This is a genomic window from Aeromonas sp. QDB20, assembly GCF_027707805.1.
Taxonomy (GTDB): Bacteria; Pseudomonadota; Gammaproteobacteria; order Enterobacterales; family Aeromonadaceae; genus Aeromonas; species Aeromonas dhakensis.
This window is the reverse complement of the sequence record NZ_JAPCJC010000017.1, coordinates 27,602-48,644: the sequence shown is the minus strand read 5'-3', so window position 1 is coordinate 48,644 and position 21,043 is coordinate 27,602. Positions and strand designations below refer to the sequence as shown.

The 21,043-nt window shown below is 62.8% G+C and carries 23 protein-coding genes; 7 read left to right on the top strand and 16 right to left on the bottom strand.

Annotated features, from left to right (window positions below; translation table 11 throughout):
• Nucleotides 1-89: 89 nt before the first annotated feature.
• The 4 genes from PG897_RS17220 to rpoE all read right to left on the bottom strand — a co-directional run bounded on the left by PG897_RS17220 (nucleotide 90) and on the right by rpoE (nucleotide 2,848).
• Nucleotides 90-551 (bottom strand): SoxR reducing system RseC family protein, encoded by a 462-nt coding sequence (locus PG897_RS17220; protein ID WP_005309378.1) that lies wholly within the window; start codon nucleotides 549-551, stop codon nucleotides 90-92.
• Between the two features lie 93 nt (nucleotides 552-644).
• A complete protein-coding gene (locus PG897_RS17215) occupies nucleotides 645-1,625 on the bottom strand; it encodes a MucB/RseB C-terminal domain-containing protein (RefSeq protein ID WP_010635033.1) in 981 nt (326 codons plus the stop codon).
• Between the two features lie 18 nt (nucleotides 1,626-1,643).
• Entirely contained in the window at nucleotides 1,644-2,243 is a 600-nt protein-coding gene (locus PG897_RS17210; RefSeq protein ID WP_043170433.1) for an RseA family anti-sigma factor, read from the bottom strand.
• A 23-nt stretch (nucleotides 2,244-2,266) separates the two neighbouring features.
• On the bottom strand, nucleotides 2,267-2,848 hold the full coding sequence (gene rpoE / locus PG897_RS17205) for an RNA polymerase sigma factor RpoE (protein WP_005309371.1): 582 nt from the start codon (nucleotides 2,846-2,848) through the stop codon (nucleotides 2,267-2,269).
• A 182-nt stretch (nucleotides 2,849-3,030) separates the two neighbouring features.
• Here rpoE and nadB point away from each other — a divergent pair, with 182 nt between their 5' ends.
• Complete coding sequence (gene nadB / locus PG897_RS17200; RefSeq protein WP_043170434.1) at nucleotides 3,031-4,638, top strand: L-aspartate oxidase; 1,608 nt, start codon at nucleotides 3,031-3,033, stop codon at nucleotides 4,636-4,638.
• 423 nt (nucleotides 4,639-5,061) lie between these two features.
• Here nadB and PG897_RS17195 read toward each other — a convergent pair whose 3' ends face one another.
• Both PG897_RS17195 and PG897_RS17190 read right to left on the bottom strand, forming a co-directional pair.
• A complete protein-coding gene (locus PG897_RS17195) occupies nucleotides 5,062-5,439 on the bottom strand; it encodes a protein YgfX (protein ID WP_017764759.1) in 378 nt (125 codons plus the stop codon).
• 19 nt (nucleotides 5,440-5,458) lie between these two features.
• Nucleotides 5,459-5,728 carry an FAD assembly factor SdhE gene (locus PG897_RS17190; protein ID WP_005309363.1) on the bottom strand — a complete coding sequence of 90 codons (270 nt, stop codon included), beginning with the start codon at nucleotides 5,726-5,728 and terminating at the stop codon, nucleotides 5,459-5,461.
• Nucleotides 5,729-5,841: 113 nt separating this feature from the next.
• On the opposite strand from PG897_RS17190, the gene ygfZ reads away from it, so the two are divergent.
• Nucleotides 5,842-6,747 (top strand): tRNA-modifying protein YgfZ, encoded by a 906-nt coding sequence (ygfZ, locus tag PG897_RS17185; RefSeq protein ID WP_042051136.1) that lies wholly within the window; start codon nucleotides 5,842-5,844, stop codon nucleotides 6,745-6,747.
• Between the two features lie 18 nt (nucleotides 6,748-6,765).
• On the opposite strand, the gene PG897_RS17180 is transcribed toward ygfZ, so the two are convergent.
• Nucleotides 6,766-7,644 (bottom strand): LysR family transcriptional regulator, encoded by an 879-nt coding sequence (locus tag PG897_RS17180; protein WP_043170438.1) that lies wholly within the window; start codon nucleotides 7,642-7,644, stop codon nucleotides 6,766-6,768.
• Nucleotides 7,645-7,768: 124 nt separating this feature from the next.
• On the opposite strand from PG897_RS17180, the gene PG897_RS17175 reads away from it, so the two are divergent.
• Nucleotides 7,769-8,206, top strand: coding sequence for a PACE efflux transporter (locus PG897_RS17175; protein WP_005309357.1), 438 nt, complete (start codon nucleotides 7,769-7,771; stop codon nucleotides 8,204-8,206).
• Nucleotides 8,207-8,301: 95 nt separating this feature from the next.
• Here PG897_RS17175 and PG897_RS17170 read toward each other — a convergent pair whose 3' ends face one another.
• A complete protein-coding gene (locus tag PG897_RS17170) occupies nucleotides 8,302-8,640 on the bottom strand; it encodes a hypothetical protein (RefSeq protein WP_019839856.1) in 339 nt (112 codons plus the stop codon).
• A 193-nt stretch (nucleotides 8,641-8,833) separates the two neighbouring features.
• Between PG897_RS17170 and cutA the strand changes: the two genes are divergently transcribed.
• From cutA to PG897_RS17150, 4 genes are all read left to right on the top strand, one after another.
• Nucleotides 8,834-9,151 (top strand): divalent-cation tolerance protein CutA, encoded by a 318-nt coding sequence (cutA, locus tag PG897_RS17165; protein ID WP_201881409.1) that lies wholly within the window; start codon nucleotides 8,834-8,836, stop codon nucleotides 9,149-9,151.
• Complete coding sequence (locus tag PG897_RS17160; RefSeq protein ID WP_201881411.1) at nucleotides 9,148-10,938, top strand: protein-disulfide reductase DsbD; 1,791 nt, start codon at nucleotides 9,148-9,150, stop codon at nucleotides 10,936-10,938. Before cutA ends, PG897_RS17160 begins: the two co-directional genes overlap by 4 nt.
• On the top strand, nucleotides 10,928-11,461 hold the full coding sequence (locus PG897_RS17155) for a GNAT family N-acetyltransferase (protein WP_201877685.1): 534 nt from the start codon (nucleotides 10,928-10,930) through the stop codon (nucleotides 11,459-11,461). Before PG897_RS17160 ends, PG897_RS17155 begins: the two co-directional genes overlap by 11 nt.
• A 78-nt stretch (nucleotides 11,462-11,539) precedes the next feature.
• Nucleotides 11,540-11,929, top strand: a complete 390-nt coding sequence (locus PG897_RS17150; RefSeq protein WP_270829208.1) for a hypothetical protein — start codon at nucleotides 11,540-11,542, stop codon at nucleotides 11,927-11,929.
• A gap of 54 nt (nucleotides 11,930-11,983) precedes the next feature.
• On the opposite strand, the gene PG897_RS17145 is transcribed toward PG897_RS17150, so the two are convergent.
• The 8 genes from PG897_RS17145 to nudC all read right to left on the bottom strand — a co-directional run bounded on the left by PG897_RS17145 (nucleotide 11,984) and on the right by nudC (nucleotide 20,871).
• Nucleotides 11,984-12,523: a hypothetical protein gene (locus tag PG897_RS17145; RefSeq protein ID WP_233422795.1), complete on the bottom strand. Its 540-nt coding sequence runs from the start codon at nucleotides 12,521-12,523 to the stop codon at nucleotides 11,984-11,986.
• Between the two features lie 230 nt (nucleotides 12,524-12,753).
• On the bottom strand, nucleotides 12,754-14,055 hold the full coding sequence (locus PG897_RS17140) for an NAD(P)/FAD-dependent oxidoreductase (RefSeq protein ID WP_270829207.1): 1,302 nt from the start codon (nucleotides 14,053-14,055) through the stop codon (nucleotides 12,754-12,756).
• A gap of 220 nt (nucleotides 14,056-14,275) precedes the next feature.
• Nucleotides 14,276-15,355, bottom strand: coding sequence for a class II fructose-bisphosphate aldolase (fbaA, locus tag PG897_RS17135; protein WP_005309342.1), 1,080 nt, complete (start codon nucleotides 15,353-15,355; stop codon nucleotides 14,276-14,278).
• Between the two features lie 115 nt (nucleotides 15,356-15,470).
• Nucleotides 15,471-16,634 carry a phosphoglycerate kinase gene (locus PG897_RS17130; protein WP_005309339.1) on the bottom strand — a complete coding sequence of 388 codons (1,164 nt, stop codon included), beginning with the start codon at nucleotides 16,632-16,634 and terminating at the stop codon, nucleotides 15,471-15,473.
• Nucleotides 16,635-16,696: 62 nt separating this feature from the next.
• Nucleotides 16,697-17,707 (bottom strand): erythrose-4-phosphate dehydrogenase, encoded by a 1,011-nt coding sequence (gene epd / locus PG897_RS17125; protein ID WP_010635047.1) that lies wholly within the window; start codon nucleotides 17,705-17,707, stop codon nucleotides 16,697-16,699.
• 49 nt (nucleotides 17,708-17,756) lie between these two features.
• Nucleotides 17,757-18,686 carry an ROK family protein gene (locus tag PG897_RS17120; RefSeq protein ID WP_201881416.1) on the bottom strand — a complete coding sequence of 310 codons (930 nt, stop codon included), beginning with the start codon at nucleotides 18,684-18,686 and terminating at the stop codon, nucleotides 17,757-17,759.
• Nucleotides 18,687-18,867: 181 nt separating this feature from the next.
• Complete coding sequence (gene hemE, locus PG897_RS17115; RefSeq protein WP_010635049.1) at nucleotides 18,868-19,935, bottom strand: uroporphyrinogen decarboxylase; 1,068 nt, start codon at nucleotides 19,933-19,935, stop codon at nucleotides 18,868-18,870.
• Nucleotides 19,936-20,091: 156 nt separating this feature from the next.
• Entirely contained in the window at nucleotides 20,092-20,871 is a 780-nt protein-coding gene (gene nudC, locus PG897_RS17110; RefSeq protein ID WP_043170453.1) for an NAD(+) diphosphatase, read from the bottom strand.
• Between the last annotated feature and the right edge of the window lie 172 nt (nucleotides 20,872-21,043).

Here is a 21,043-nt window from a genome sequence, read left to right as displayed (position 1 = left end):
GGCCGGATATGGAGGCAGGATTTTACTGGATAACCCGGTCGACGGCCAATCTTTAGTCGACGAAGCACCAGAAATAGCGGCCTGCACGGTCAGGAGAGATGGCGGGTGGGCAGGACCACACCCAGCATGCGGGGACCATAGGCCCCCTGATCGAGCCGGTTGGAAAAGTAACGAACCAGTGAAAAACCGACGAGGCCCCCCAGCAGGCAGCAGAGGATGGTGACCCCCTCCCCCGCAGAGAGCAGGGGTGCCAGCCAGAGTTGCCCCAGCAGGGCCCCCGCCAGCAGGCAGAACAGCGGCAGCACATAGACCAGCGCGGCCCCCTGCAGGATGCTCGCCTGGGGAATGCCGAGCCTCACCTGCTGGCCGACGCTCACCTCGGCGGTGAGCGCCACCCGCAGTCGCTGCGCTTTCAATGGAAACGCCTTGGCCACCGTGCCGGTACCGCAGTTGGACTGTTGATGACAACCGCTGCAGGCGGAGCGCCGTTCGCACTCCACCCAGGCATGTTCTCCATCAATGGCCACCACGGTTGCCAGCTCTTCGCTCATTCCACTCACAAGACGGTTCCACAATAACGAAAGATAGATTGACCCAATCTGAACACGACTGCCGGCCTTGGGCAAGCAGCCGCGTCTGACGGCTTACTGTACGGCCTCGTTGCGGGCCAGCGGCTGCACCGATTCGGCAATCCGCTTGGCGGTGTCGGCCGGCACTTCCCCGACCACGGTTATCTCGACCCCCACGTCATTGACGAAGCTCACCAGCGAGGTGGCGCCCTGACGGATCAGTTGCTGGCGCACCGCCTGCTTGGGATCGACCCGGGCCACGTAGACCGAGAGATCCACCAGCCCGTCGGAGAGCATCATGTAATCCACCGGCAGACTGGTAGTCACCAGCTGGTGACGATCCCGGGAGAGCACCTTGAAGCCTTCAGGCAGCCAGGTGAGGTGCCAGTTCAGCTGCTGCTGCGGCGCCGGATAGGCATCTTCCAACGCCAGCGCCTGGGGCAGCTTGCTGCTGGCCAGCTTCACCAGCCAGGGGGCCGGCGCAGGGAGCCGGTCCAGATCCACCCCCAACACCTGTTCGACCAGGTTGCCTTCCCGATCCACCATGTCCACCCGCAGCAACAAGCTGCTCTGCTCATCAATCCAGAGCACGAAACCGTACTTGTCGGCCTCCTTGGGCACCAGCCGCACCACCTGAGCCACCAACCCAGCCGCCCGGCTGCGGCCGGCCAGCACAGGATCATAACTCTCCAGCACCCGCGGCAACGGCATTCTCACCAAGGTGGCCCACACGCCGGGGAAACGTGCCCCCTTGAGGGTGTAGGGTTCATGGGTATTTTCAAAAAAGGTGTACTCGTCCTGGCGCTGCAGGTACTCGATGGTCTTGCCATCGAGGTAGCTGAGGTGAGCCACCTCCTTGCCATCGATCACGCCGTGGCTGAAGCGGATAGGCTCGAGTCGCCCCTGCCGGGCCTTGACCATGGACAATTCGAAATTCTGTTGCGAGACGGCACTCTGCATCTGCTGCAACAAGGCCTCGGCCGACTTGTCGTCGGCCGAGGCCTTGGCGCTGATCAACAGGAGAGAGGCCAGCAAAATACGGCTGGACTGGCGCACGTTCTGATCCCTAATCCGTTATTCCTGAATCTGCTTGTCTTGCAGCAGACGCTGTTGCAACTGGTGGTCGCGCAGGAAAGCGTTGATGCGTTCGCGCTGCTCCTGCATCTGCTGTTCGCTCAACCCCTGCTGACGCTGGGTTGCACGATTGCCGTCCTGCGGATAGTGCACGCTTACCGGCGAGGCACTGCCACCAACGGGGATAGTGTTGAGTACCGGGTTGGTCGGCACACCGTCCTGCCCCTGATACTGCTGCACCCCGAAGATGACGGCGGCAGCGACCGAGGCGGCGATGGCGTATTGCCCTACCTGCTGGCCGGCACGGCGCAGGAACGGCACTATCGTGGCGGTCTTGGCGCTACCCGGCTGCGGTACGGCAGGTTTGCTCTCCACCGGCTTGGGCGCCAGTATGGTAGGTTCATCTTCCAGCGCAGCCATGATGCTGTCGCTGAGATCCAGTTGCAGATTGACCGGCAGGTCCCCCCGCATGGCATCACCAATCAGGTGGTAACGAGACCAGGTCTCTTGCAGAGCCGGATCCGTTCCCAGCTCGTTCAGAACCTCAACATCGCTCAAGTCACCGTCCATCAGGGCCGAGAGTTGCTCTTTATTTGCCATAAGTTAACCTGTCTTTCCCCAGTTTAATTCTCGATCAGAGGTTGCAGCTTTTTATCGATTGCTTCCCTCGCCCGGAAGATGCGGGATCTCACCGTACCCACCGGACAATCCATGATTTCGGCAATCTCTTCGTAGCTCAGCCCTTCCAGTTCGCGAAGGGTGATAGCTGTCCTCAAGTCTTCCGGCAAAGCTTCTATGGCAGAAAACACGGTGCGCTTGATCTCGTCGGTCAGCGTCAGGTTTTCCGGGGTAGCCACCTCTTGCAAGGCTTCGCCACCGCCATAGTATTCTGCCTCTTCCGCCTCTACGTCACTGCTGGGCGGCCTGCGCCCCTGAGAGGTCAGATAATTCTTGGCCGTGTTCACGGCAATCCGGTACAACCAGGTGTAAAAGGCGCTCTCGCCACGGAATGTCGGCAGCGCGCGATAAGCCTTGATGAAAGCCTCCTGCGCCACATCCGGTACATCGCCCGGATTGTTGACATACCTGGCCACCAGGTTGACCACCTTGTGCTGGTATTTTTTTACCAACAGGTTGAATGCATTTTTATCGCCACGCTGGACCCGTTCAACCAGCTGTTCGTCCAGTAGATTCTGGTCGCTCATCAGAGCCGTAAAACCCCCATCAGGTTATCGTTTTTCTTTTCCGGCCCTTCCTAAGCGCACAAGTTCAGACAGGAGGAATCAGGGAAAGTTCGCTTGCATTGAAAAAAATGTGACGCAGGCTGCATCACCACCCTCGCTTGGGCTACCATGGTGCCAGTTCTTAATCCAGGCCAATGATACTTATGAAAGCAAGTGTTGAATACCTTTGCGACGTACTGATCATTGGCAGCGGTGCCGCCGGTTTGTCTCTCGCGTTGCGATTGGCAGACCAGGCCAAAGTCCTGGTTCTGAGCAAGGGGCCCATCAGTGAAGGGGCCACTTTCTATGCGCAAGGAGGCATCGCTGCCGTGTTCGACGAGACCGACAGCATCGAATCCCACGTGAGCGACACGCTCAACGCCGGGGCCGGGTTGTGTGACCCGGCCGTGGTGGAGTTCACCGCCCGCAACGCCCGCGACTCCATCCAGTGGCTGATCCAGCAGGGGGTCCCCTTCGATCAGGAGGAGGACGCCGAGGGCGAATCCCACTATCACCTGACCCGCGAAGGGGGCCACAGCCATCGCCGCATCTTCCACGCGGCGGATGCCACCGGCAAGGCGGTGCAGCTCACCCTGATCGATCAGGTGCGCGCCCACCCCAACATCCAGCTGATGGAGCGCTTCAACGCGGTCGACCTCATCACCACCCGCAAGCTGGGTCTGCCCGGCAACCGGGTGCTGGGCGCCTATGTCTGGAACCGCAACGCCGAGCAGGTCGAGGTGATCCGTGCCCGCTTCGTGGCGCTGGCCACCGGCGGTGCCTCCAAGGTGTACCAGTACACCTCCAACCCGGACGTCAGCTCTGGCGATGGTATCGCCATGGCGTGGCGCGCCGGCTGCCGGGTAGCAAACCTGGAGTTCAACCAGTTCCACCCCACCAGCCTGTTCCACCCCGATGACCCCAACTTCCTGCTGACAGAAGCCCTGCGCGGCGAGGGGGCCTATCTGCGCCGCCCCGACGGCAGTCGCTTCATGCCCGACTTCGACGAGCGGGCCGAGCTGGCACCGCGGGACATAGTCGCCCGCGCCATCGACCACGAGATGAAGCGGCTCGGTGCCGACTGCATGTATCTGGACATCAGTCACAAGCCGGCCGATTTCATCATCAAGCACTTCCCGACCATCCATGAGCGCTGCCTCGCGGTCGGCATCGATATCACCAAGGAGGCGATGCCCATCGTCCCCGCCGCCCACTACACCTGCGGTGGCGTGATGATCGACAACAACGGCCAGACCGACATTCCCGGCCTCTACGCCATCGGCGAGGTGACCTATACCGGGCTGCACGGTGCCAACCGGATGGCCTCCAACTCCCTGCTCGAATGCGTGGTCTATGCCCATCAGGCGGGGGCCGACATCCTGGCCAAGCTGCCGACGAGCGTGGAGCCGCCCCACCTGCCGGTGTGGGACGAGAGCAAGGTGGAAGATTCGGATGAGCTGGTGGTGATCCAACACAACTGGCACGAGCTGCGGCTGATGATGTGGGACTACGTGGGGATAGTGCGTACCAACAAACGTCTGGCCCGCGCCAAGCGCCGCATCGACCTGCTCAAGCAGGAGGTGCAGGAGTACTACGCCAACTTCCGGGTCTCCAACAACCTGCTGGAGCTGCGCAACCTGCTGCAGGTGGCCGAGCTCATCGTCAACTGCGCCCTGCAGCGCAAGGAGTCGCGCGGCCTGCACTACAACCTGGACTACCCGGACATGCAGCCGGACTCCAAGCCAACCGTGCTGACGCCGGAGCGGGATTGATATTTTCGCTCAGTAATGAGCCTGAAGTTCCCGCGGCCTGCACTGCTGCAACCCGGACTATCCGGACATGCAGCCGGACTCCAAGCCGACCGTGCTGACGCCGGAGCGGGATTGATCTTTTCGCTCAGCAATGAGCCTGAAGGTCCCGTGGCCTGCACTGCTGCAATCCGGACTACCCGGACATGCAGCCGGACTCCAAGCCGACCGTGCTGACGCCGGAACGGGATTGATCTTTTCGCTCAGCAATGAGCCTGAAGGTCCCACGGCCTGCACTGCTGCAACCCGGACTATCCGGACATGCAGCCGGACTCCAAGCCGACCGTGCTGACGCCGGAGCGAGACTAGTCTCTGCTACAAGCAATAAGAAGCAATATCCAGATGACCTCGCTCCGGCGGGGTCATCTGTTTTATGGGGAAGAGAGGCTAGCGGATCGGCTGGGAGAAGTGGATGGCGCGAGCCAGCGTGCGGTAGTGGGCCGGTGCCAGCGCATCGCTGAACAGCCAGAGCCGGCTGGCGGGACGCTCCACCGCTACCAGCTGCAACCAGAGCACGCCGGGCCAGATGCGGCTGCCCGCCCCCAGCTGATAACGGTTGCCCTGCCAGCTGAGCCACTGACCGTCCCACTCCAGCACGCCGGTCATCCGGCTCGTGTCGAGCCAGGCGCGCCACAACCCCAGACCCCAGCAGGGCAGCAACAGGGCCCACTGCCAGCCGTGGATCAGGGCGGCCAGTGGCCACAGGATCAGCAGAAACAGCGACAACAGCAGCAGACGCTGCTGTCTGGAGACGGTGACGGGCATCGACACCCGTACGGATGGATCAGCGCTGGCGATCGTGACGGGCCTGATTGCGTTCCAGGATCAGCGGGATCATGGCGGCGAAGGCAGGGTCTTCCGGCACGCCGTGGCCCATGCTCCAGCGGAACAGCTCCGGATCCTCACACTCCAGCAGGCGGATGAAGGTCTGCTGATCGGCCTCACTCAAGCCATCGAACTCGTGCTCGAAGAAGGGCATAAAGATCACATCCAGCTCGAGCATGCCACGGCGGCAGGCCCACTTCAGGCGGGATTTTTCAATTGGGCTCAACATGGAACTCTCCTTACAAAGACCCGGCGATGGTACCAGCTGGATTTTCCGGCTGACAAACATTCCTTACGTCTTTACCATGCAGGTCACATACTTTCTGTCTCTGGAATGCCATCGTGAGCCTGCCAATCCTTCCTGCCGAGCCAACCCTGTTCCCTCTGACCGATCTGGCCATCACCAGCCTGAGCGGCCCGGATCGCGCCAAATACCTGCAGGGTCAGGTCACCTGTGACGTCAACGCCCTGCAGCCAGGCCAGCACACCCTGGGCGGCCACTGCGATCCCAAGGGCAAGCTGTGGAGCGATTTTCGCCTGCTCTGCCTGAGCGATCGCCTGCTGATGCTGACCAAGCCGTCGGTGCTGGCCCGCCAGCTACCCGAGCTCAAGAAGTTCGCGATCTTTGCCAAGGTCGAGATCAGCGAGAATCACGGCCAGGCGGTCGGCGTGGCCGGTCAGGGAGCCGATGGCTGGATCGCGGGGCAATACGACCTGCAGCAGAGCGGCCTCATCGAGGGTGGCATGGCGGTGCGGATCGAAGCCGATCGCTGGCTGCTGGTCAGCGAACAGCCGCTGGCGCTGGCCCTGCCCAGCGGCCCCGAGTCGCTCTGGTGGGGACTGGAGATCAAGGCCGGCATCCCCCATCTGGAGGCGGTTCATCAGGGTGAGTACATTCCCCAGATGCTCAACCTGCAGGCGCTGGATGGCATCAGTTTCACCAAGGGCTGCTACATGGGGCAGGAGACGGTGGCCCGCGCCAAGTATCGCGGCGCCAACAACCGCGCCCTGTTCGTGCTGAGCGGCACCGCCACTACCCCGGTTACCAGCGGCGACACCCTGGAGATCCAGCTCGGTGACAACTGGCGCCGCAGCGGCATGGTGCTCAACGCCTGGCAGCAGGATGGCGAGCTGTGGCTCACCGCCGTGCTGCCCAAGGACACCGAGGCCGACGCCCGCTTCCGGCTCAAGCAGGAAGAGGGCTCAAGCCTGACCCTGCAGCCCCTCCCCTATCAGCTGACCGAGTAAGCGAAGCAAAGCACCCTGCTAGCGCACCCGCGCCAGCAGAGCCTCCTTCAGCCAGCGCCCCGCCTGCCCGAGCGGGCGGGCGCGATGCCACTGCAGCTCCAGCGCCAGCTCCGGCTGGGTGATGAAGTCCGGCTTGAGCACCACCACCTCGCCCCGAGCCAGCGGCCGGTGCAGCAGAAAATCGGGCACCGCCGCCCACCCCAGCCCCAGTTTCACCAGCTCCAGGATCCCGAGATCCCCCTCCACCCACCACACTTGCGCCGACAGGCGAAAGCGATGGCGCTCAGTCCCTTCCCGTCGCCCTGTCACCAGCAGCTGGCGAGCCCCCTGCAGATCGCTCTCCCGCAGCGGCGCCTTGTGGGCCAGCGGATGTTCGGGGGAGACCACCAGCGGCATGGCGACGCCTCCCAGCGAGCGGGCCACGATCTCCTGCTGCGGGTTCTCCTTCTGATAACTGATGCCGAGCTGGGCGCGGCCGCTAATCAGCATCTCGGTGAGATCCTCCATCAGCGGAAACAGCAGCTCCAGCTCAACCGTCGGGTAGTGGGTGGCGAACTCCTCCAGCACGGCGCCGAGCCAGGGCAGGTGGGAGTCATCATCGATGGCCAGGGTCAGGCGCGACTCGACGCCGCTGGCCAGCTCGCCGGCGATGGCCTGCAAGCGGGCGCTCTGGGCCAGCAAGATGCCGGCCTCCTGGCTGATGCGCACGCCCGCCTCGGTCAGCACCGGATAGCGCCCGCTGCGATCGAACAGCTCCAGCCCCAGATCTATCTCCAGATTGGCGATGGCGGTGCTGACTACCGACTGCGCCTTGCCCAGCTGGCGCGCGGCCGCCGAGAAGGAGCCTGCCTGCGCGGCGGCCAGCAATACCCTGAGTTGTTCCAGCGATGGGTTCATCGTCCTGCTCCTGAAAATGCGGTCATCCATCTATTTTAGCGATGGATACTAACGTGAAACTATCAAAAAATAGGGATAGATTGCCAACCAGTCAGTCAACATAGCTGTTTAAAGAGAGGAATTTATGCGTACCCGCAATGACCGTATCCGCCACGCTATCGGCTTTGAAGTGATAGGTCTGCTCATCGCAGCCCCCCTGGCCAGCTGGATCACAGGCATCGAGCTCAGCCACATGGGGCCGCTGGCCGTCCTGTTCTCGGTACTGGCCACCGTCTGGAACTATGTCTACAACATCGGCTTCGACAAGCTGCTGCTCAAGTACCAGGGGCACCCGCACAAGACCTTGTGGCAGCGCGTGGTCCATGCGTTCGGCTTTGAAGGGGGCTTCATGGCGCTCACCCTGCCGGTCATCGCCTGGTGGCTGGATCTCGCCCTGCTGGCGGCGCTGGCGCTCAATATCGGCTTCGTGACCTTCTATCTGGTCTACGCCTTCGTCTACAACTGGAGCTACGACAAGGTGTACCCAATCCCGGGTCAGTGGCAGCAGAACGCACTGGGTTGAACGACGGCAAAAAACGGTGGGAAAAACGAGGCACCATCATGCAAGAGGCATGATGGTGCTGGGGGAGGACAAGCCCGGCGGGCCTGCCGCAGCCTTCAGGCTTGTGCCTTCAGCTCTTCGGTCTGGGCCTCTGCCTCGGCCTCCTGGGTCAGCATGGCCTCAAGGTCGCTCTGGTACTGGGTCAGCAGACGCTGGGCCGCCACCATGTCACCCTTGTGCAGGCGCTCGAACAGATGGTGTTGCACCACGCCGTTGAGATACTCCACCGTGACCGGTTGCTCCAGGGTCTCCAGCAACTCCTCTTTTTCCAGCTCGGCATTGATTTCATCGGCACTGGTACGCAGCAGACCGGCCAGTTGCACCAACATACGGCGCTCACCTTCGCGCAACAGGCTCAACATGCGGTTTCTCTGCTGCTCATTCTGTTGGGTCATACATTTCCTTACGTCGAATGGGAACAAGCCCGCTCATTCTGCCTTGTCGCTCTGACAGCGTCTATCTCATGCCCCCCACTTATTTTCATGTCGCAGCCGCAAAGTGCGCCAGATGCTATTTGACCCGTCGCTAGGTATAGTAGCCACTGGTTTGCGGGCGCCTGGCCGCCCGGTACGGACGAGAAATTTCACCATGACTGACGCCATTCTGGTGCTTTGCACCTGCCCGGATGAGGCCAGTGCCGACCTCATATGCGAACAACTGCTCGACCGGCGGCTGGCGGCCTGCATCAACCAGCTGCCCGGCCTCACCTCCGTCTATCGCTGGCAGAACCAGATCGAGCGGGCCACAGAGATCCAGCTCATCATCAAGTCGCAAGCGGCCCTGTTCGAGCCGCTGCGCCAGTGCATTCTTGCTCATCACCCCTATGAGGTGCCGGAGATCCTGGCACTGCCGACAAGCCAGGGCCACCAGCCCTATCTCGACTGGATAAAACAGGAAACTTCATGACGCCGTTTCGCCTGCTATCTCCCCTGCTGTTGCTCTGCGCCCTGCTGGCCGGGCTCGACTCACTGCCGGCCCGGGCCAGCAGCACGGATCTGCTGAGTGCCCTCGGCATAGAGGCCAGCGCCCAGCCCAAATTTCTGAAAGTGGACGAGGCGTTCGTCCTCGAGAGCGAACAGCAGGGCAACCGGCTGCTGCTGCGCCTGCGCATCGCCGACGACTACTACCTCTACCGCCACCGCTTCAGCTTCCAGGGCGAGAACCTCACCTTCGAGGAGCCGGTGCTGCCCGCCGGCACCGATCATGAAGACGACTTCTTCGGCAAGACCCAGGTCTATTACCGGGAGGTGCAGATCCCCGTCACCCTGACCGAGGCGGGCCAGCAGGCCAGCCTCAAGATCAGCTATCAGGGCTGCACCGACGGCCTCTGCTATCCCCCGACCGACAAGCGGATCGCCGTCGAGCCCCTCGTCGCCGAACCACCGCATGACCAGGTCGATGCGCCCACGCCGGCCCCGGCCAGCAGCCAGCAGGATCAGCTGGCGGCCGCCCTCGGCAACCAGGGTTTCTGGCTCAGCGTCGCCGCCTTCTTCGCACTGGGGCTCGGCCTCGCCTTCACCCCCTGCGTCTTCCCCATGTATCCCATCCTGACCGGGATCATCGCCGGGGCCGGCCATCGCCTCTCCACCCGCCGCGCCTTCCTGCTCTCCTTCGTCTACGTGCAGGGGATGGCGGTCACCTACACTCTGCTCGGGCTGGTGGTGGCGTCGGCAGGCTTGAAATTCCAGGCCGCGCTGCAGCACCCCTATGTGCTGATCGGGCTCTCGGTGATGTTCGTGCTGCTGGCCCTCTCCATGTTCGGGCTCTATACCCTGCAGCTGCCGAGCAGCCTGCAGACCCGACTCTCCGGTCTCTCCAACCGCCAGCAGGGCGGCTCCGTGCTCGGGGTCGGCATCATGGGGATGATCTCCGGCCTGGTCTGCTCCCCCTGCACCACGGCCCCCCTCTCCGGCGCCCTCATCTACGTGGCCCAGAGCGGCGATCTCTGGCTCGGCGGCGCGGCCCTCTACGCCCTGTCGCTGGGGATGGGGCTGCCGCTGCTGCTGCTCGGCACCTCGGGCGGCAAACTGCTGCCCAAGGCGGGCGCCTGGATGGACGTGATCAAGCAGCTGTTCGGGTTTGCGCTGCTGGCGGTGCCCATCCTGCTGCTCTCCAGGCTGTGGAGCGATCAGGTCGCCACCCTGGCCTGGCTCGGCTGGGGGCTGCTGCTGTGCGGCTACCTCTACCATCACAACCAGCACCAGCAACATTCGGTGGGGCGCAGCCTGCGCGGTTTCGTGCTGCTGCTGGCGATGATCAGTGCCGTGGTGGTGGGCAAAGATCTGCTGCTGCCCTCCCCGGGCGCCAGCGTCGCCGCCCAGGCCGAGACGCCGGCCTTCATCCGCATCAAGACCCTGGACGATCTCAAGACCCAGCTGGCCGCCGCCCGCGGCAAGCCGGTGCTGCTCGATCTCTATGCCGACTGGTGCGTGGCCTGCAAGGAGTTCGAACACAAGACCTTCAGCGACCCCGCCGTGCGCGAGCGCTTCGGCCAGATGGTACTGCTGCAGGCGGACGTCACCGCCAACGACGATGCCGATGTGGAACTGCTCAACGGCCTCAACGTGCTGGGCCTGCCGACCCTGATCTTCTTCGACCGCGCCGGCAATGAAGTGAGCGGCCAGCGGGTGACCGGCTTTATGGGGCCCGCCGAGTTCCTCGGTCAGCTGGACAGGATTGGCGATGCCAACTGAGCTGCGTCAGCTGCAGGCAAGCGATGCGCCCGCCCTGCAGCGGCTGTTCGAGCTGGCTCCGGCCTATCAGGCGGCGATAAGTCACGCGCCGCTCTGCGCCCAGGCGGCAGAGGAGGCGCTCACGGCCTGTCCGCCGACGCTGCCCTTCTCTGCCAAACAGGTGATCGGGCGCTGGGAGGCGGGGGAGCTCACCGCCGTGCTCGATCTGCTGCGCGGCTACCCCGAGCCCACCACCGCCTATCTGGGGCTGCTGCTGGTGGGCGAGCCCTGGCAGGGGGCCGGCCGCGGTCAGGCGCTCTATCTGCACGCCTGCGCGCTGGCTCGCGCCTGGGGCGCAACCCGGCTGCGCCTGTCGGTCATTGCCAGCAATGAGGTCGCCTTGTCCTTCTGGCAGCGCCGAGGGTTCACCGAGTGCTATCGCCGCGAGCTGGCCGGCTACCGGGCCGAGGCTATCGTGCTGGAGCGCGCCATCGACCCCGCCCCTTCCGGGCACGCGCCCTCCCTCTCGAACCTTACTGACTGATTTTTCTGGCAATCCCTTGTATATGGTCGGCAGCATGGCAAAATTTGCCCTTTCCCGTCTCGTTCGTCCGGAGTTTTGATGAAAAAGTGGTTCATCCCCCTGCTTGCCCTCTGGCTCTATGGCTGTTACGCAGGTCCAGGTGAAGAGGCAATCCGGACCCAGGTCACCGCCAAACTGCAGGCCGACACCGACGCCAATCTGTTCGAGATCAGCGACTTCACCATCCTGGACAAGGAAGAGCGCATGGAGGGGGTCTATCTGGTCAAGGTGAGCTACCAGCTCCACTTCAAGCGGGGACTGGAGCAGTTGCAGGTACTGCAGGACGAGGATCTGGTCTACGACAGGGTCGGCCCCTTCCAGCAGGAGATGGGACTGATGGAACTGGAGCGCAAGTACGGCGAGTTCGAGGCGGGCCAGGTGCTGCCGCAGCAAGCCGAGGTGTGGATGATGAAGACCGAGCAGGGCTGACGTCTGGCCGAGCCCGCTCACTGACGCGGCCCCGGCCAGGCAACCCGGGCCGACTCAGGCCTGGGTATCCACCATATAACCCTTCCGGTCGGGCGCGTCACTCGGGATCTTGCTGGCAAAGGCCGACAACAGATCCTTCAGAGTCACCCCGCTACCGCTGTTGCCGCTGCTCTCCAGCAGGCTGGAGAATTGACTCTGCAGGGCGCTCACCTCGCTGCCAGGCTCCCCTTCCCCATCCAGCTGACCCAGCAGGCTCTGCAGATCCAGCTTCATGGGATTGTCACTGCTGCCAGTGGCGATGGCCTTGCTCCCCTCCTGCTGAGCGTGCAGGGCATCCATCAGGCTCGCCATGAAGGAATCGAGTGAACCACCGCTGGCGGCGGTACTCTCGGTACTCTCACCGCTCTCTTCCTCGCTCTTGCCCGACAGGCCCAGCTCGGCCAGCACCGACTTGAGATCCTGCTCCATCTTGTTGCTCGCACCCGGGGGCGGCGGAGGCGGCATCTCTGGTCTCTCCTGCCGTTCGCCGCTGCGCGTTGCCAGCAGTTGCGCCAGCGAGCCGACGCTTCCCGCGGCCGTTACGTTTGTTGTCATTGTCCTGATCTCCTGAGCGGGGCCGCCGCTGATCCTCAGCGGCTCAAACCCCGTTCACAGATGGCAAACCCCGCGCCAATCCGGTGTGTTCCTCTGATCAGCACAAGAAATTGGCGCATGATGGATTTTTGACAACTCCGACTATAAAGCGAGGCAACGGCAGGATAAATCCGGCTGGCCGGCAAACGGGGCGGCAACCGCTTGCCGAGCCGTGGCAAGCCCTGACTCGCTTAGAACAGATCCTTGAAGCGATACCAGAGCATGCCGAGCGCCAGCAAGGGCGAACGCAGCGCCGGGCCGCCGGGGAAGGTCATGTGGGGCACGCGGCCAAACAGATCCAGCCCCCGGCGCTCCCCCCTGATCGCCTCCGCCACCAGCTTGCCCGCCATATGGGTAGCGTTGAGACCGTGGCCGGAATAGGCCTGGGCATAGAAGACGTTGGGATGATCCGCCAGGCGGCCGATCTGGGGCAGCCGGTTGGCCCCTATGCCTATCATGCCGCCCCACTGGAACTCGATGGCGGTCTCCGCCAGCTCGGGAAACACCCGCAGCAGCTTGGGCAGCATGAAGGCCTTGATGTCGCGAGGATCCCGTCCCGAGTAGTTGCAGGCCCCGCCAAACAGCAGGCGGCCGTCGGCGGAGAGACGGTAGTAGTCGAGCGCCACGTTTTGATCGCACACCGCCATGTTTTGCGGCAGCAACCGCTGGCGCAGCCGTTTCTCCAGCACCTCGGTGGCGAGGATGTAGGAGCCCGCCGGCAGCACCTTGCCCCCCAGCTCGGGGTTGAGGTCATTGAGATAGGCGTTGCAGCCGATCACCAGGTAGTCGGCGCTGACCCGGCCATGGGCCGTGGTGACCTGTAGCCGCTCGCCATAGTCGATGTGCACCACTCTGGATTGCTCAAACAGGACCACTCCCAGGCTGGCCGCCGCGCGCGCCTCACCCAGCGCCAGGTTGAGAGGGTGCAGGTGGCCGGAGCCCATGTCGATCATGCCGCCGATGTAGCGATCCGATCCCACCACACTATGCATATCTTCGCGCGCCACCAGTTTCAGCTCGTGCCGGTAGCCGAGGCTCGCCAGGTGCGCCGCCTCCTCTGCAAACCCGGCCAGATGGCGCTGGCGGGTGGCCAGATCGCAGTAGCCCCAGCGCAGGTCGCAGTCGATGTTGAAGCGCTCGACTCGCTCGCGCACCAGCTCGACCGCCGCCAGCCCCATCAAATCCAGCTCGCGCACACCCTCTTCACCAATCCAGCGGGCGAACTGGCTGGTGTCGTGACCGATACCACGAATGAGCTGACCGCCGTTGCGCCCGGAGGCGCCCCAGCCGATACGGTTGGCTTCCAGCAGCACCACCTTGTAGCCAGCCTCGGCCAGATTGATGGCGGTATTGAGACCGGTGAAGCCGCCGCCTATGATGCAGACCTCGGCATTGCACTCCCCGCTGAGCTCTGGCCACTGCTGATTGTCATTGCGGGTGGCCGCGTAATAGGAGGCCACGTGTTCCTGATGTGTGTTGTGCTTTCCCTGCATGTTCAGCATCCTGCCCTGGTCCCGTTGCGTTTACTAAAATAAACGGCCTGCCATCGATAATACGCAGGCCCCCGTCGCCAATCCAGCCCGCCGGGATCACAGAAATGCAAAAGGCGTCCCAAAGGACGCCTTGTCACGAGCCGACCGCCCATCGCGATCCGCACTCATGCAAAAGGCGCCCCGCAGGGCGCCTTTTCATGCAATCAAGGTGCTGTACTAATTACAGTACGTTGATGGCGTTCAGGTCGGAGAAAGCCTGTTCCAGACGCTTGATCATGGAAGTCTGACCGGCACGCAGCCATACGCGCGGATCGTAGAACTTCTTGTTCGGCTTGTCGGCACCTTCCGGGTTGCCCAGCTGACCTTGCAGGTAGGCTTCGTTGGTCTTGTAGAAGTCCAGGATGCCTTCCCAGGTCGCCCACTGGGTGTCGGTGTCGATGTTCATCTTCACTACGCCGTAGGAGATGGACTCGCGGATCTCTTCCAGAGTGGAACCTGAGCCACCGTGGAATACGAAGTCCAGAGACTTGGCAGGGATGCCGAACTTCTCGGACACGTACTTCTGGGAAGCGTCCAGGATGGACGGGGTCAGCTTGACGTTACCCGGCTTGTAGACACCGTGCACGTTGCCGAAGGAGGCAGCGATGGTGAAGCGCGGGCTGATCTTGGACAGACGCTCGTAGGCGTAGGCCACGTCTTCCGGCTGGGTGTACAGAGCGGACTGATCCATGTGGCTGTTGTCGACGCCGTCTTCTTCGCCGCCGGTGCAACCCAGTTCCAGTTCCAGAGTCATGTTCATCTTGGCCATGCGGGTCAGGTACTCGCAGCAGATGTCGATGTTCTCTTCCAGAGACTCTTCGGACAGATCCAGCATGTGGGAGGAGAACAGCGGCTTGCCGGTTTCAGCGAAGTGCTTCTCGCCCGCTTCCAGCAGACCGTCGATCCACGGCAGCAGCTTCTTGGCAGCGTGGTCGGTGTGCAGGATGACCGGTACACCGTAAGCTTCGGCAACGGCGTGCACGTGCTTGGCACCGGAGATGGCACCGATGATTGCAGCCTGCTGACCTTCCAGCTTCAGACCCTTACCAGCGGTGAATGCAGCACCACCGTTGGAGAACTGAACGATAACCGGCGCTTTCACCTTGGCGGCAGCTTCCAGCACGGCGTTCACGGAGTCGGTACCGACGCAGTTGACTGCCGGCAGAGCGAAGCCGTTCTCTTTCGCGATGGCGAACACTTTCTGAACGTCATCACCAGTGATCACGCCCGGTTTTACGAAGTCGAAAATTTTCTTAGACATGTTTAATCGTCCTGTCTCGTATGCCGTTAATAAAAAATGGGGGGTTCATCATGAACCGGCACAGCGGCCACATGATAAACGAAACGGGAGGCTTTTGCCCCCCGTCTCGGGTCAATTAGGCTTTGGCGCGCTGTTCCAGAATCGCAACAGCCGGCAGTACCTTGCCTTCCACGAACTCCAGGAAGGCGCCGCCGCCGGTGGAGATGTAGGAGACCTTGTCGGCGATGCCGAACTTGTCGATGGCGGCCAGGGTGTCACCACCGCCAGCGATGGAGAAGGCCGGGGATTCAGCGATGGCACGAGCGATCACTTCGGTACCCTTGGCGAACTGGTCGAACTCGAACACGCCGACCGGGCCGTTCCACAGGATGGTCTTGGCATTCATGATGATGTCGGCCAGGGCCTTGGCAGAGTCAGGGCCGATGTCGAAGATCATGTCGCCGTCGGTCACGTCAGCAACGGACTTGATGGTGGCCGGGGTGGACTCGGAGAACTCGGCACCCACAACCACGTCGGTGGTGACCGGGATATTGGTTTCGGCAGCCAGTTTCTTGGCGGTGTCGATCAGGTCGTGCTCGCACAGGGACTTGCCGACGTTGTGACCGGCAGCAGCGATGAAGGTGTTGGCGATGCCACCACCAACCACCAGCTGGTCAGCGATCTTGGAGAGGGATTCCAGTACGGTCAGCTTGGTGGAGACCTTGGAGCCGCCAACGATGGCAACCATCGGGCGCTCGGGCTTCAGCATGGCTTTGCCCAGGGCTTCCAGTTCACCAGCCAGCAGCGGGCCGGCACAGGCAACCGGTGCGAACTGTGCCACACCGTAGGTGGAACCTTCGGCACGGTGAGCAGTACCGAACGCATCCATTACAAAGACGTCACACAGGGCGGCGTATTTTTTGGCCAGCTCTTCGGTGTTCTTCTTCTCGCCTTTGTTGAAGCGGCAGTTTTCCAGCACAACCAGCTCACCGGCGGCGACTTCTACGCCATCCAGGTAGTCTTTGGCCAGACGAACCGGGCAGGACAGTGCGTCTTTCAGATAGTTGACAACCGGAGCCAGGGAGAATTCTTCGTTGTATTCACCCTCGGTCGGACGACCCAGGTGGGAGGTGATCATCAGCTTGGCGCCCTTTTCCAGAGCCAGCTTGATGGTCGGCAGAGTCGCCACGATACGTGCATCGGAGGTGACCTTGCCGTCTTTTACCGGCACGTTCAGGTCAGCACGGATCAGAACGCGTTTGCCCGCCAGATCCAGGTCAGTCATCTTGATAACAGACATATTCAGTCCTCTATATTTTCAGGTAATGTTAAAAACAGTAACCTTGCGCCCGGTGCAGGCTCTCAGCCTGCGGCCATCATGGCCCGGGTGGTATCCAGCATGCGGTTGGCGAAGCCCCATTCGTTATCACACCACATCAACATCTTGACGAGGTTGGCATCGCTGACCCGGGTCTGGGTACCATCAATGATGCAGGAGTGAGCATCATGATTAAAGTCTACGGAGACCAGTGGCTCTTCCGTGTAATCCAGAATACCGCTTAATGTACCTCTGGATGCCCGTTGCAGGGCTTGATTTACGTCAGTAACCGTCACTTTTTTACGAACAGTAATACTGAGATCCATTGCCGTTACATTGATGGTCGGTACCCGTACCGCGATCGCCTCGAACTTGCCGGCGAAGTGGGGGAGGATCCGCTCCAACCCCTTGGCCAGCTTGGTATCCACCGGGATGATGGACTGGCTGGCGGCGCGGGTTCGGCGCAAGTCGCTGTGGTAGGCATCGATGACTTGCTGATCATGCATGGCCGAATGAATTGTCGTAATAGTACCACAATTTATCTCGAATTCTCGATGCAATGTTTCGATGACGGGGACCACGCAGTTGGTGGTGCAGGAGGCGTTCGAGACGATCCGCTCGCGCCCGGTCAGCACCTGATGGTTGACCCCGTAGACGATGGTGGCGTCCACGTCCGCCTCGGCCGGATGGGAGAACAACACCTTGCCCGCCCCCGCCGCCAGATGCAGCTCGGCATCGGCCCGCGAGCCGAACACCCCGGTGCAATCCAGCACCACGTCCACCCCCAGCGCCCGCCACGGCAAGCGCGACGGATCCCGCTCGGCAAACAGGGAGATGAGATCCTCCCCCACCAGCATGCTGTTGCCGGCCAGCTGCACCGGATGGTGGAAGCGACCGTGGCTGGTGTCGAAGCGGGTCAGGTGCACCATGGCTTCGGGGGCGGCCAGCTCGTTGATGGCCACTATCTTGATGTTCTTGTCGCGGCCGCTCTCGTAGAGGGCCCGCAGCACGTTGCGGCCGATCCGCCCGTACCCGTTGATGGCAATCTTGATCATGAAAATTCCGGGTCCTCAGCATGGACAAAGGGACAAGCGGATGGCTGACTCACGACAGCAGGGCATCCTGAAATTCACCGCGGGCCAACAATGCCGCCCCGAATACCCCGGCGCTGTCCCCCAAGGCTGGAGCAATAATGGGGGTGGCGAAGCGGGGATTAAAGAGGAAGGGCAAAATAGTCTCCCGTCCCGCGCGGTACAGACTCTGCACGTTGCCCACCCCGCCGCCGATGACGATCACATCCGGATCCAGGATGTTGACCACGTTGGCCAGCGCCTGGCCAAACAGCAGATGCAACCGGTCGATGGTGAGCTTGGCCACGTGATCGTGAGCCGTCGCCACCGCGATCTTGGCCAGCGGGAGGCGGCGCTTGGCCTTGGCCTCGTACCAGGCCTCCAGCGCCGGGCCGCTGATGAAGGTCTCGACGCAGCCGCGCTTGCCGCAGTAGCACTCGGGGCCGTCGGGTGAAAGCACGTTGTGGCCCCACTCGCCGGCGATGCCGTGGTGGCCGTTGAGGATGCGGCCGTTGATGACGATGCCGGAGCCAACCCCGGTGCCCATGATGATGCCGAACACCACGCGTGCAGAGGGGTGGTGCTGGCGCACCGCCCCCAGATGGGTTTCCGCCAGCGCGAAGCAGTTGGCGTCGTTGGCGATCAGCACGGGCACGCCGAGCCGGCGCTCCAGATCCTCCTTGAACGGCTTGCCGTTGAGCTCGGTGGTGTTGCAGTTCTTCATCAGGCCGGTTTGCGGATCCCGCGCCCCCGGCGTCCCCATGCCAATGAGGGTCGGCCGCTGACCGATCTTGTCGGCACACTCTGCTACCAGTTTGGCGATCTGGCCGATCATGTGGTCATAACCGCCGGCACGCTCGGTGGGAATGCGATGGCGCAGCAGCACCTCGTCCCCTTCCAGCACCACGCACTCGCACTTGGTACCGCCAAGGTCGATACCCCAATCCAACAACCTGTTGCTCATCCTGCCTCCAGCCATGACCGCAGGGCGCCAGCTCCGGGGTGCACGCTGCCGTGCCCGCCTGAAGTCGACCGCCCTCTACCGGGTTGCAGTGTAACCCGAGCGGCGGTCAGGATGCAGCCCCCGCCGCAGACAGCAAAACGGGGCCCGCAGGCCCCGTTGTTCCTTGTGTTGTCGACGGCGCTCAGCGGCCGTGGTACTGGGCTGACAGCTCGTGGACCGCGTTGACGAACACGCCGGCATGCTCCGGGTTCACATCCTGATGGATGCCGTGACCCAGGTTGAAGACGTGGCCGTTGCCGTGACCGAAACCGGCCAGGATGGAGGCGACCTCTTCACGAATGCGGGCCGGGCTGGCGTAGAGCATGGAGGGATCCATGTTGCCCTGCAGCGCCACCTTGTCGCCGACCCGGCGCTTGGCGTCCGCGATGTCGGTGGTCCAGTCCAGACCCAGCGCATCGCAACCGGTGGCGGCGATCTGCTCCAACCACTGGCCACCGTTCTTGGTGAACAGGGTGACCGGCACGCGGCGACCGTCGTGCTCGCGGATCAGGCCATCGACGATCTTGTGCATGTACTGCAGGGAGAAGTCGCGGTAATCGCGTGGGGTGAGCACGCCGCCCCAGGTGTCAAACACCATGACTGCCTGGGCACCCGCCTTGATCTGGGCGTTGAGATAGGCAATCACGCTGTCGGCCAGCTTGTCGAGCAGCAGGTGCAGAGTCTGCGGCTCTGCGTACATCATCTGCTTGATCTTGGTGAACGCCTTGGAGCTGCCCCCCTCCACCATGTAGGTGGCCAGGGTCCAGGGGCTGCCGGAGAATCCGATGAGCGGCACTTCGCCTTTCAGCTCGCGGCGGATGGTACGCACCGCGTTCATCACGTAGCCGAGTTCGTCTTCCGGATCCGGCACCGGCAGCGCCTGCACGTCGGCCATGGAGGTGATCGGACGCTCGAAGCGCGGGCCTTCACCCTGTTCGAAGTAGAGACCGAGCCCCATGGCATCGGGCACGGTGAGGATGTCGGAGAAGAGGATGGCGGCATCGAGCGGATAGCGGCGCAGCGGCTGCAGGGTGACCTCACAAGCCAGCTCGGCGTTGCGGCACAGGGACATGAAATCCCCCGCCTGGGCGCGGGTGGCCTTGTATTCCGGCAGATAGCGGCCAGCCTGGCGCATCATCCATACCGGGGTCATGTCCACTTCCTGGCGCAGCAGGGCACGCAGGTAACGATCGTTCTTCAGCTCTTTCATCCCAGTTCCTGAGTTCATATCCAGCATAAAATGGCGGATATGATACCACTTTGTGCGCGGCGGGGGGCGGCTCAAACGCCAGCCACTGCCGTTGGAGTGCAAAGATGTGAAGGGGCGCAAACAAGCGCCCCGCTTTTCCTGCAGGGCCGGGGGCCGTCAGCCCACGTCGGCGAGACACTGCTCGATAAGCCGCCGCGCTATGGTGCCGTGGGGCGGCAGCCTTGGCAGCACACTAGCCTCGAAGAAATCCGCCGCCACCAGCTCCTCGTCCTGCACCCGGATCTCGCCGCTCTCATAATCGGCGGTGAAGCCCATCATCAGGCTGTGGGGGAATGGCCAGGGCTGGCTCGCCACGTAACGCACGTTGCTCACCCGGATGCCGCTCTCCTCGAACACCTCCCGCGCCACGCACTGCTCGAGGTTCTCCCCCGCCTCCACAAAACCCGCCAGCACGGTATACATGGGATCCTCGGCCTGATAGTGACGGCGGTGGGCCGCCAGCAAGATGGCGGGCCCCTTGCGCACCGCCACGATGATGCAGGGGGAGATGCGCGGATAGACGACGTGGCCATGGCGGCACCCTTGCGCCCACTCCCCCGCCTTCGAGCTCATGGGGGCGCCGCACTCGCCGCAGAAGCGGTGGGTACGGCGAAAGGTGGCGAGCTGCCAGGCGCGGCCGGCCAGGCGAAAGCCCTCTTCATCCCCGGCCACCATCAGCTGGCGCAGGGGGGTAAGGGCCTCGAGATCTGCCTCTTCCCCCAGATCCAGCAGCAGGCAGGGCAGCCCGTCCCACTCGTCAAAGCGCTCAAAGGCAGCATGCTGCAAGTGGCTGGGCAGACAGGCGCGGGGGCCTTGTGGAATGCGCCCCTGGTCATCCAGCAGGACGAGGTGATCGCCCCCCAGCACGAACCAGCGGGCCTGTTCGGTTAATGGCATAGATGCAGCACTCTTTGTTGTGACGTCGGTCGGGATGCGCGCCCGGGACTGGGCGGCGGTGACGGATGAAAGCGACAACCGGCCACCATCTTAAGACGCGGCAAGCCGGGTGGCGACCCCAAGATGGCGGCTTTTCAATACCCATGAGAATGCCCATGAAAAAGGCCGCCCG

Bases quoted from the DNA above. Each gene is read 5' to 3' on its own strand.
- PG897_RS17160 (WP_201881411.1), top strand. From the start codon at position 9,148: ATGACGCCGTTTCGCCTGCTATCTCCCCTGCTGTTGCTCTGCGCCCTG.
- epd (WP_010635047.1), bottom strand. From the start codon at position 17,707: ATGATCAAGATTGCCATCAACGGGTACGGGCGGATCGGCCGCAACGTG.
- PG897_RS17140 (WP_270829207.1), bottom strand. From the start codon at position 14,055: ATGCAGGGAAAGCACAACACACATCAGGAACACGTGGCCTCCTATTAC.
- PG897_RS17190 (WP_005309363.1), bottom strand. From the start codon at position 5,728: ATGTTGAGCCCAATTGAAAAATCCCGCCTGAAGTGGGCCTGCCGCCGT.
- nadB (WP_043170434.1), top strand. From the start codon at position 3,031: ATGAAAGCAAGTGTTGAATACCTTTGCGACGTACTGATCATTGGCAGC.
- hemE (WP_010635049.1), bottom strand. From the start codon at position 19,935: ATGAAAGAGCTGAAGAACGATCGTTACCTGCGTGCCCTGCTGCGCCAG.
- PG897_RS17195 (WP_017764759.1), bottom strand. From the start codon at position 5,439: ATGCCCGTCACCGTCTCCAGACAGCAGCGTCTGCTGCTGTTGTCGCTG.
- PG897_RS17130 (WP_005309339.1), bottom strand. From the start codon at position 16,634: ATGTCTGTTATCAAGATGACTGACCTGGATCTGGCGGGCAAACGCGTT.
- PG897_RS17210 (WP_043170433.1), bottom strand. From the start codon at position 2,243: ATGGCAAATAAAGAGCAACTCTCGGCCCTGATGGACGGTGACTTGAGC.
- fbaA (WP_005309342.1), bottom strand. From the start codon at position 15,355: ATGTCTAAGAAAATTTTCGACTTCGTAAAACCGGGCGTGATCACTGGT.
- cutA (WP_201881409.1), top strand. From the start codon at position 8,834: ATGACTGACGCCATTCTGGTGCTTTGCACCTGCCCGGATGAGGCCAGT.
- PG897_RS17175 (WP_005309357.1), top strand. From the start codon at position 7,769: ATGCGTACCCGCAATGACCGTATCCGCCACGCTATCGGCTTTGAAGTG.
- PG897_RS17180 (WP_043170438.1), bottom strand. From the start codon at position 7,644: ATGAACCCATCGCTGGAACAACTCAGGGTATTGCTGGCCGCCGCGCAG.
- PG897_RS17120 (WP_201881416.1), bottom strand. From the start codon at position 18,686: ATGAGCAACAGGTTGTTGGATTGGGGTATCGACCTTGGCGGTACCAAG.
- rpoE (WP_005309371.1), bottom strand. From the start codon at position 2,848: ATGAGCGACCAGAATCTACTGGACGAACAGCTGGTTGAACGGGTCCAG.
- PG897_RS17150 (WP_270829208.1), top strand. From the start codon at position 11,540: ATGAAAAAGTGGTTCATCCCCCTGCTTGCCCTCTGGCTCTATGGCTGT.
- PG897_RS17170 (WP_019839856.1), bottom strand. From the start codon at position 8,640: ATGACCCAACAGAATGAGCAGCAGAGAAACCGCATGTTGAGCCTGTTG.
- PG897_RS17155 (WP_201877685.1), top strand. From the start codon at position 10,928: ATGCCAACTGAGCTGCGTCAGCTGCAGGCAAGCGATGCGCCCGCCCTG.
- PG897_RS17220 (WP_005309378.1), bottom strand. From the start codon at position 551: ATGAGCGAAGAGCTGGCAACCGTGGTGGCCATTGATGGAGAACATGCC.
- PG897_RS17145 (WP_233422795.1), bottom strand. From the start codon at position 12,523: ATGACAACAAACGTAACGGCCGCGGGAAGCGTCGGCTCGCTGGCGCAA.
- nudC (WP_043170453.1), bottom strand. From the start codon at position 20,871: ATGCCATTAACCGAACAGGCCCGCTGGTTCGTGCTGGGGGGCGATCAC.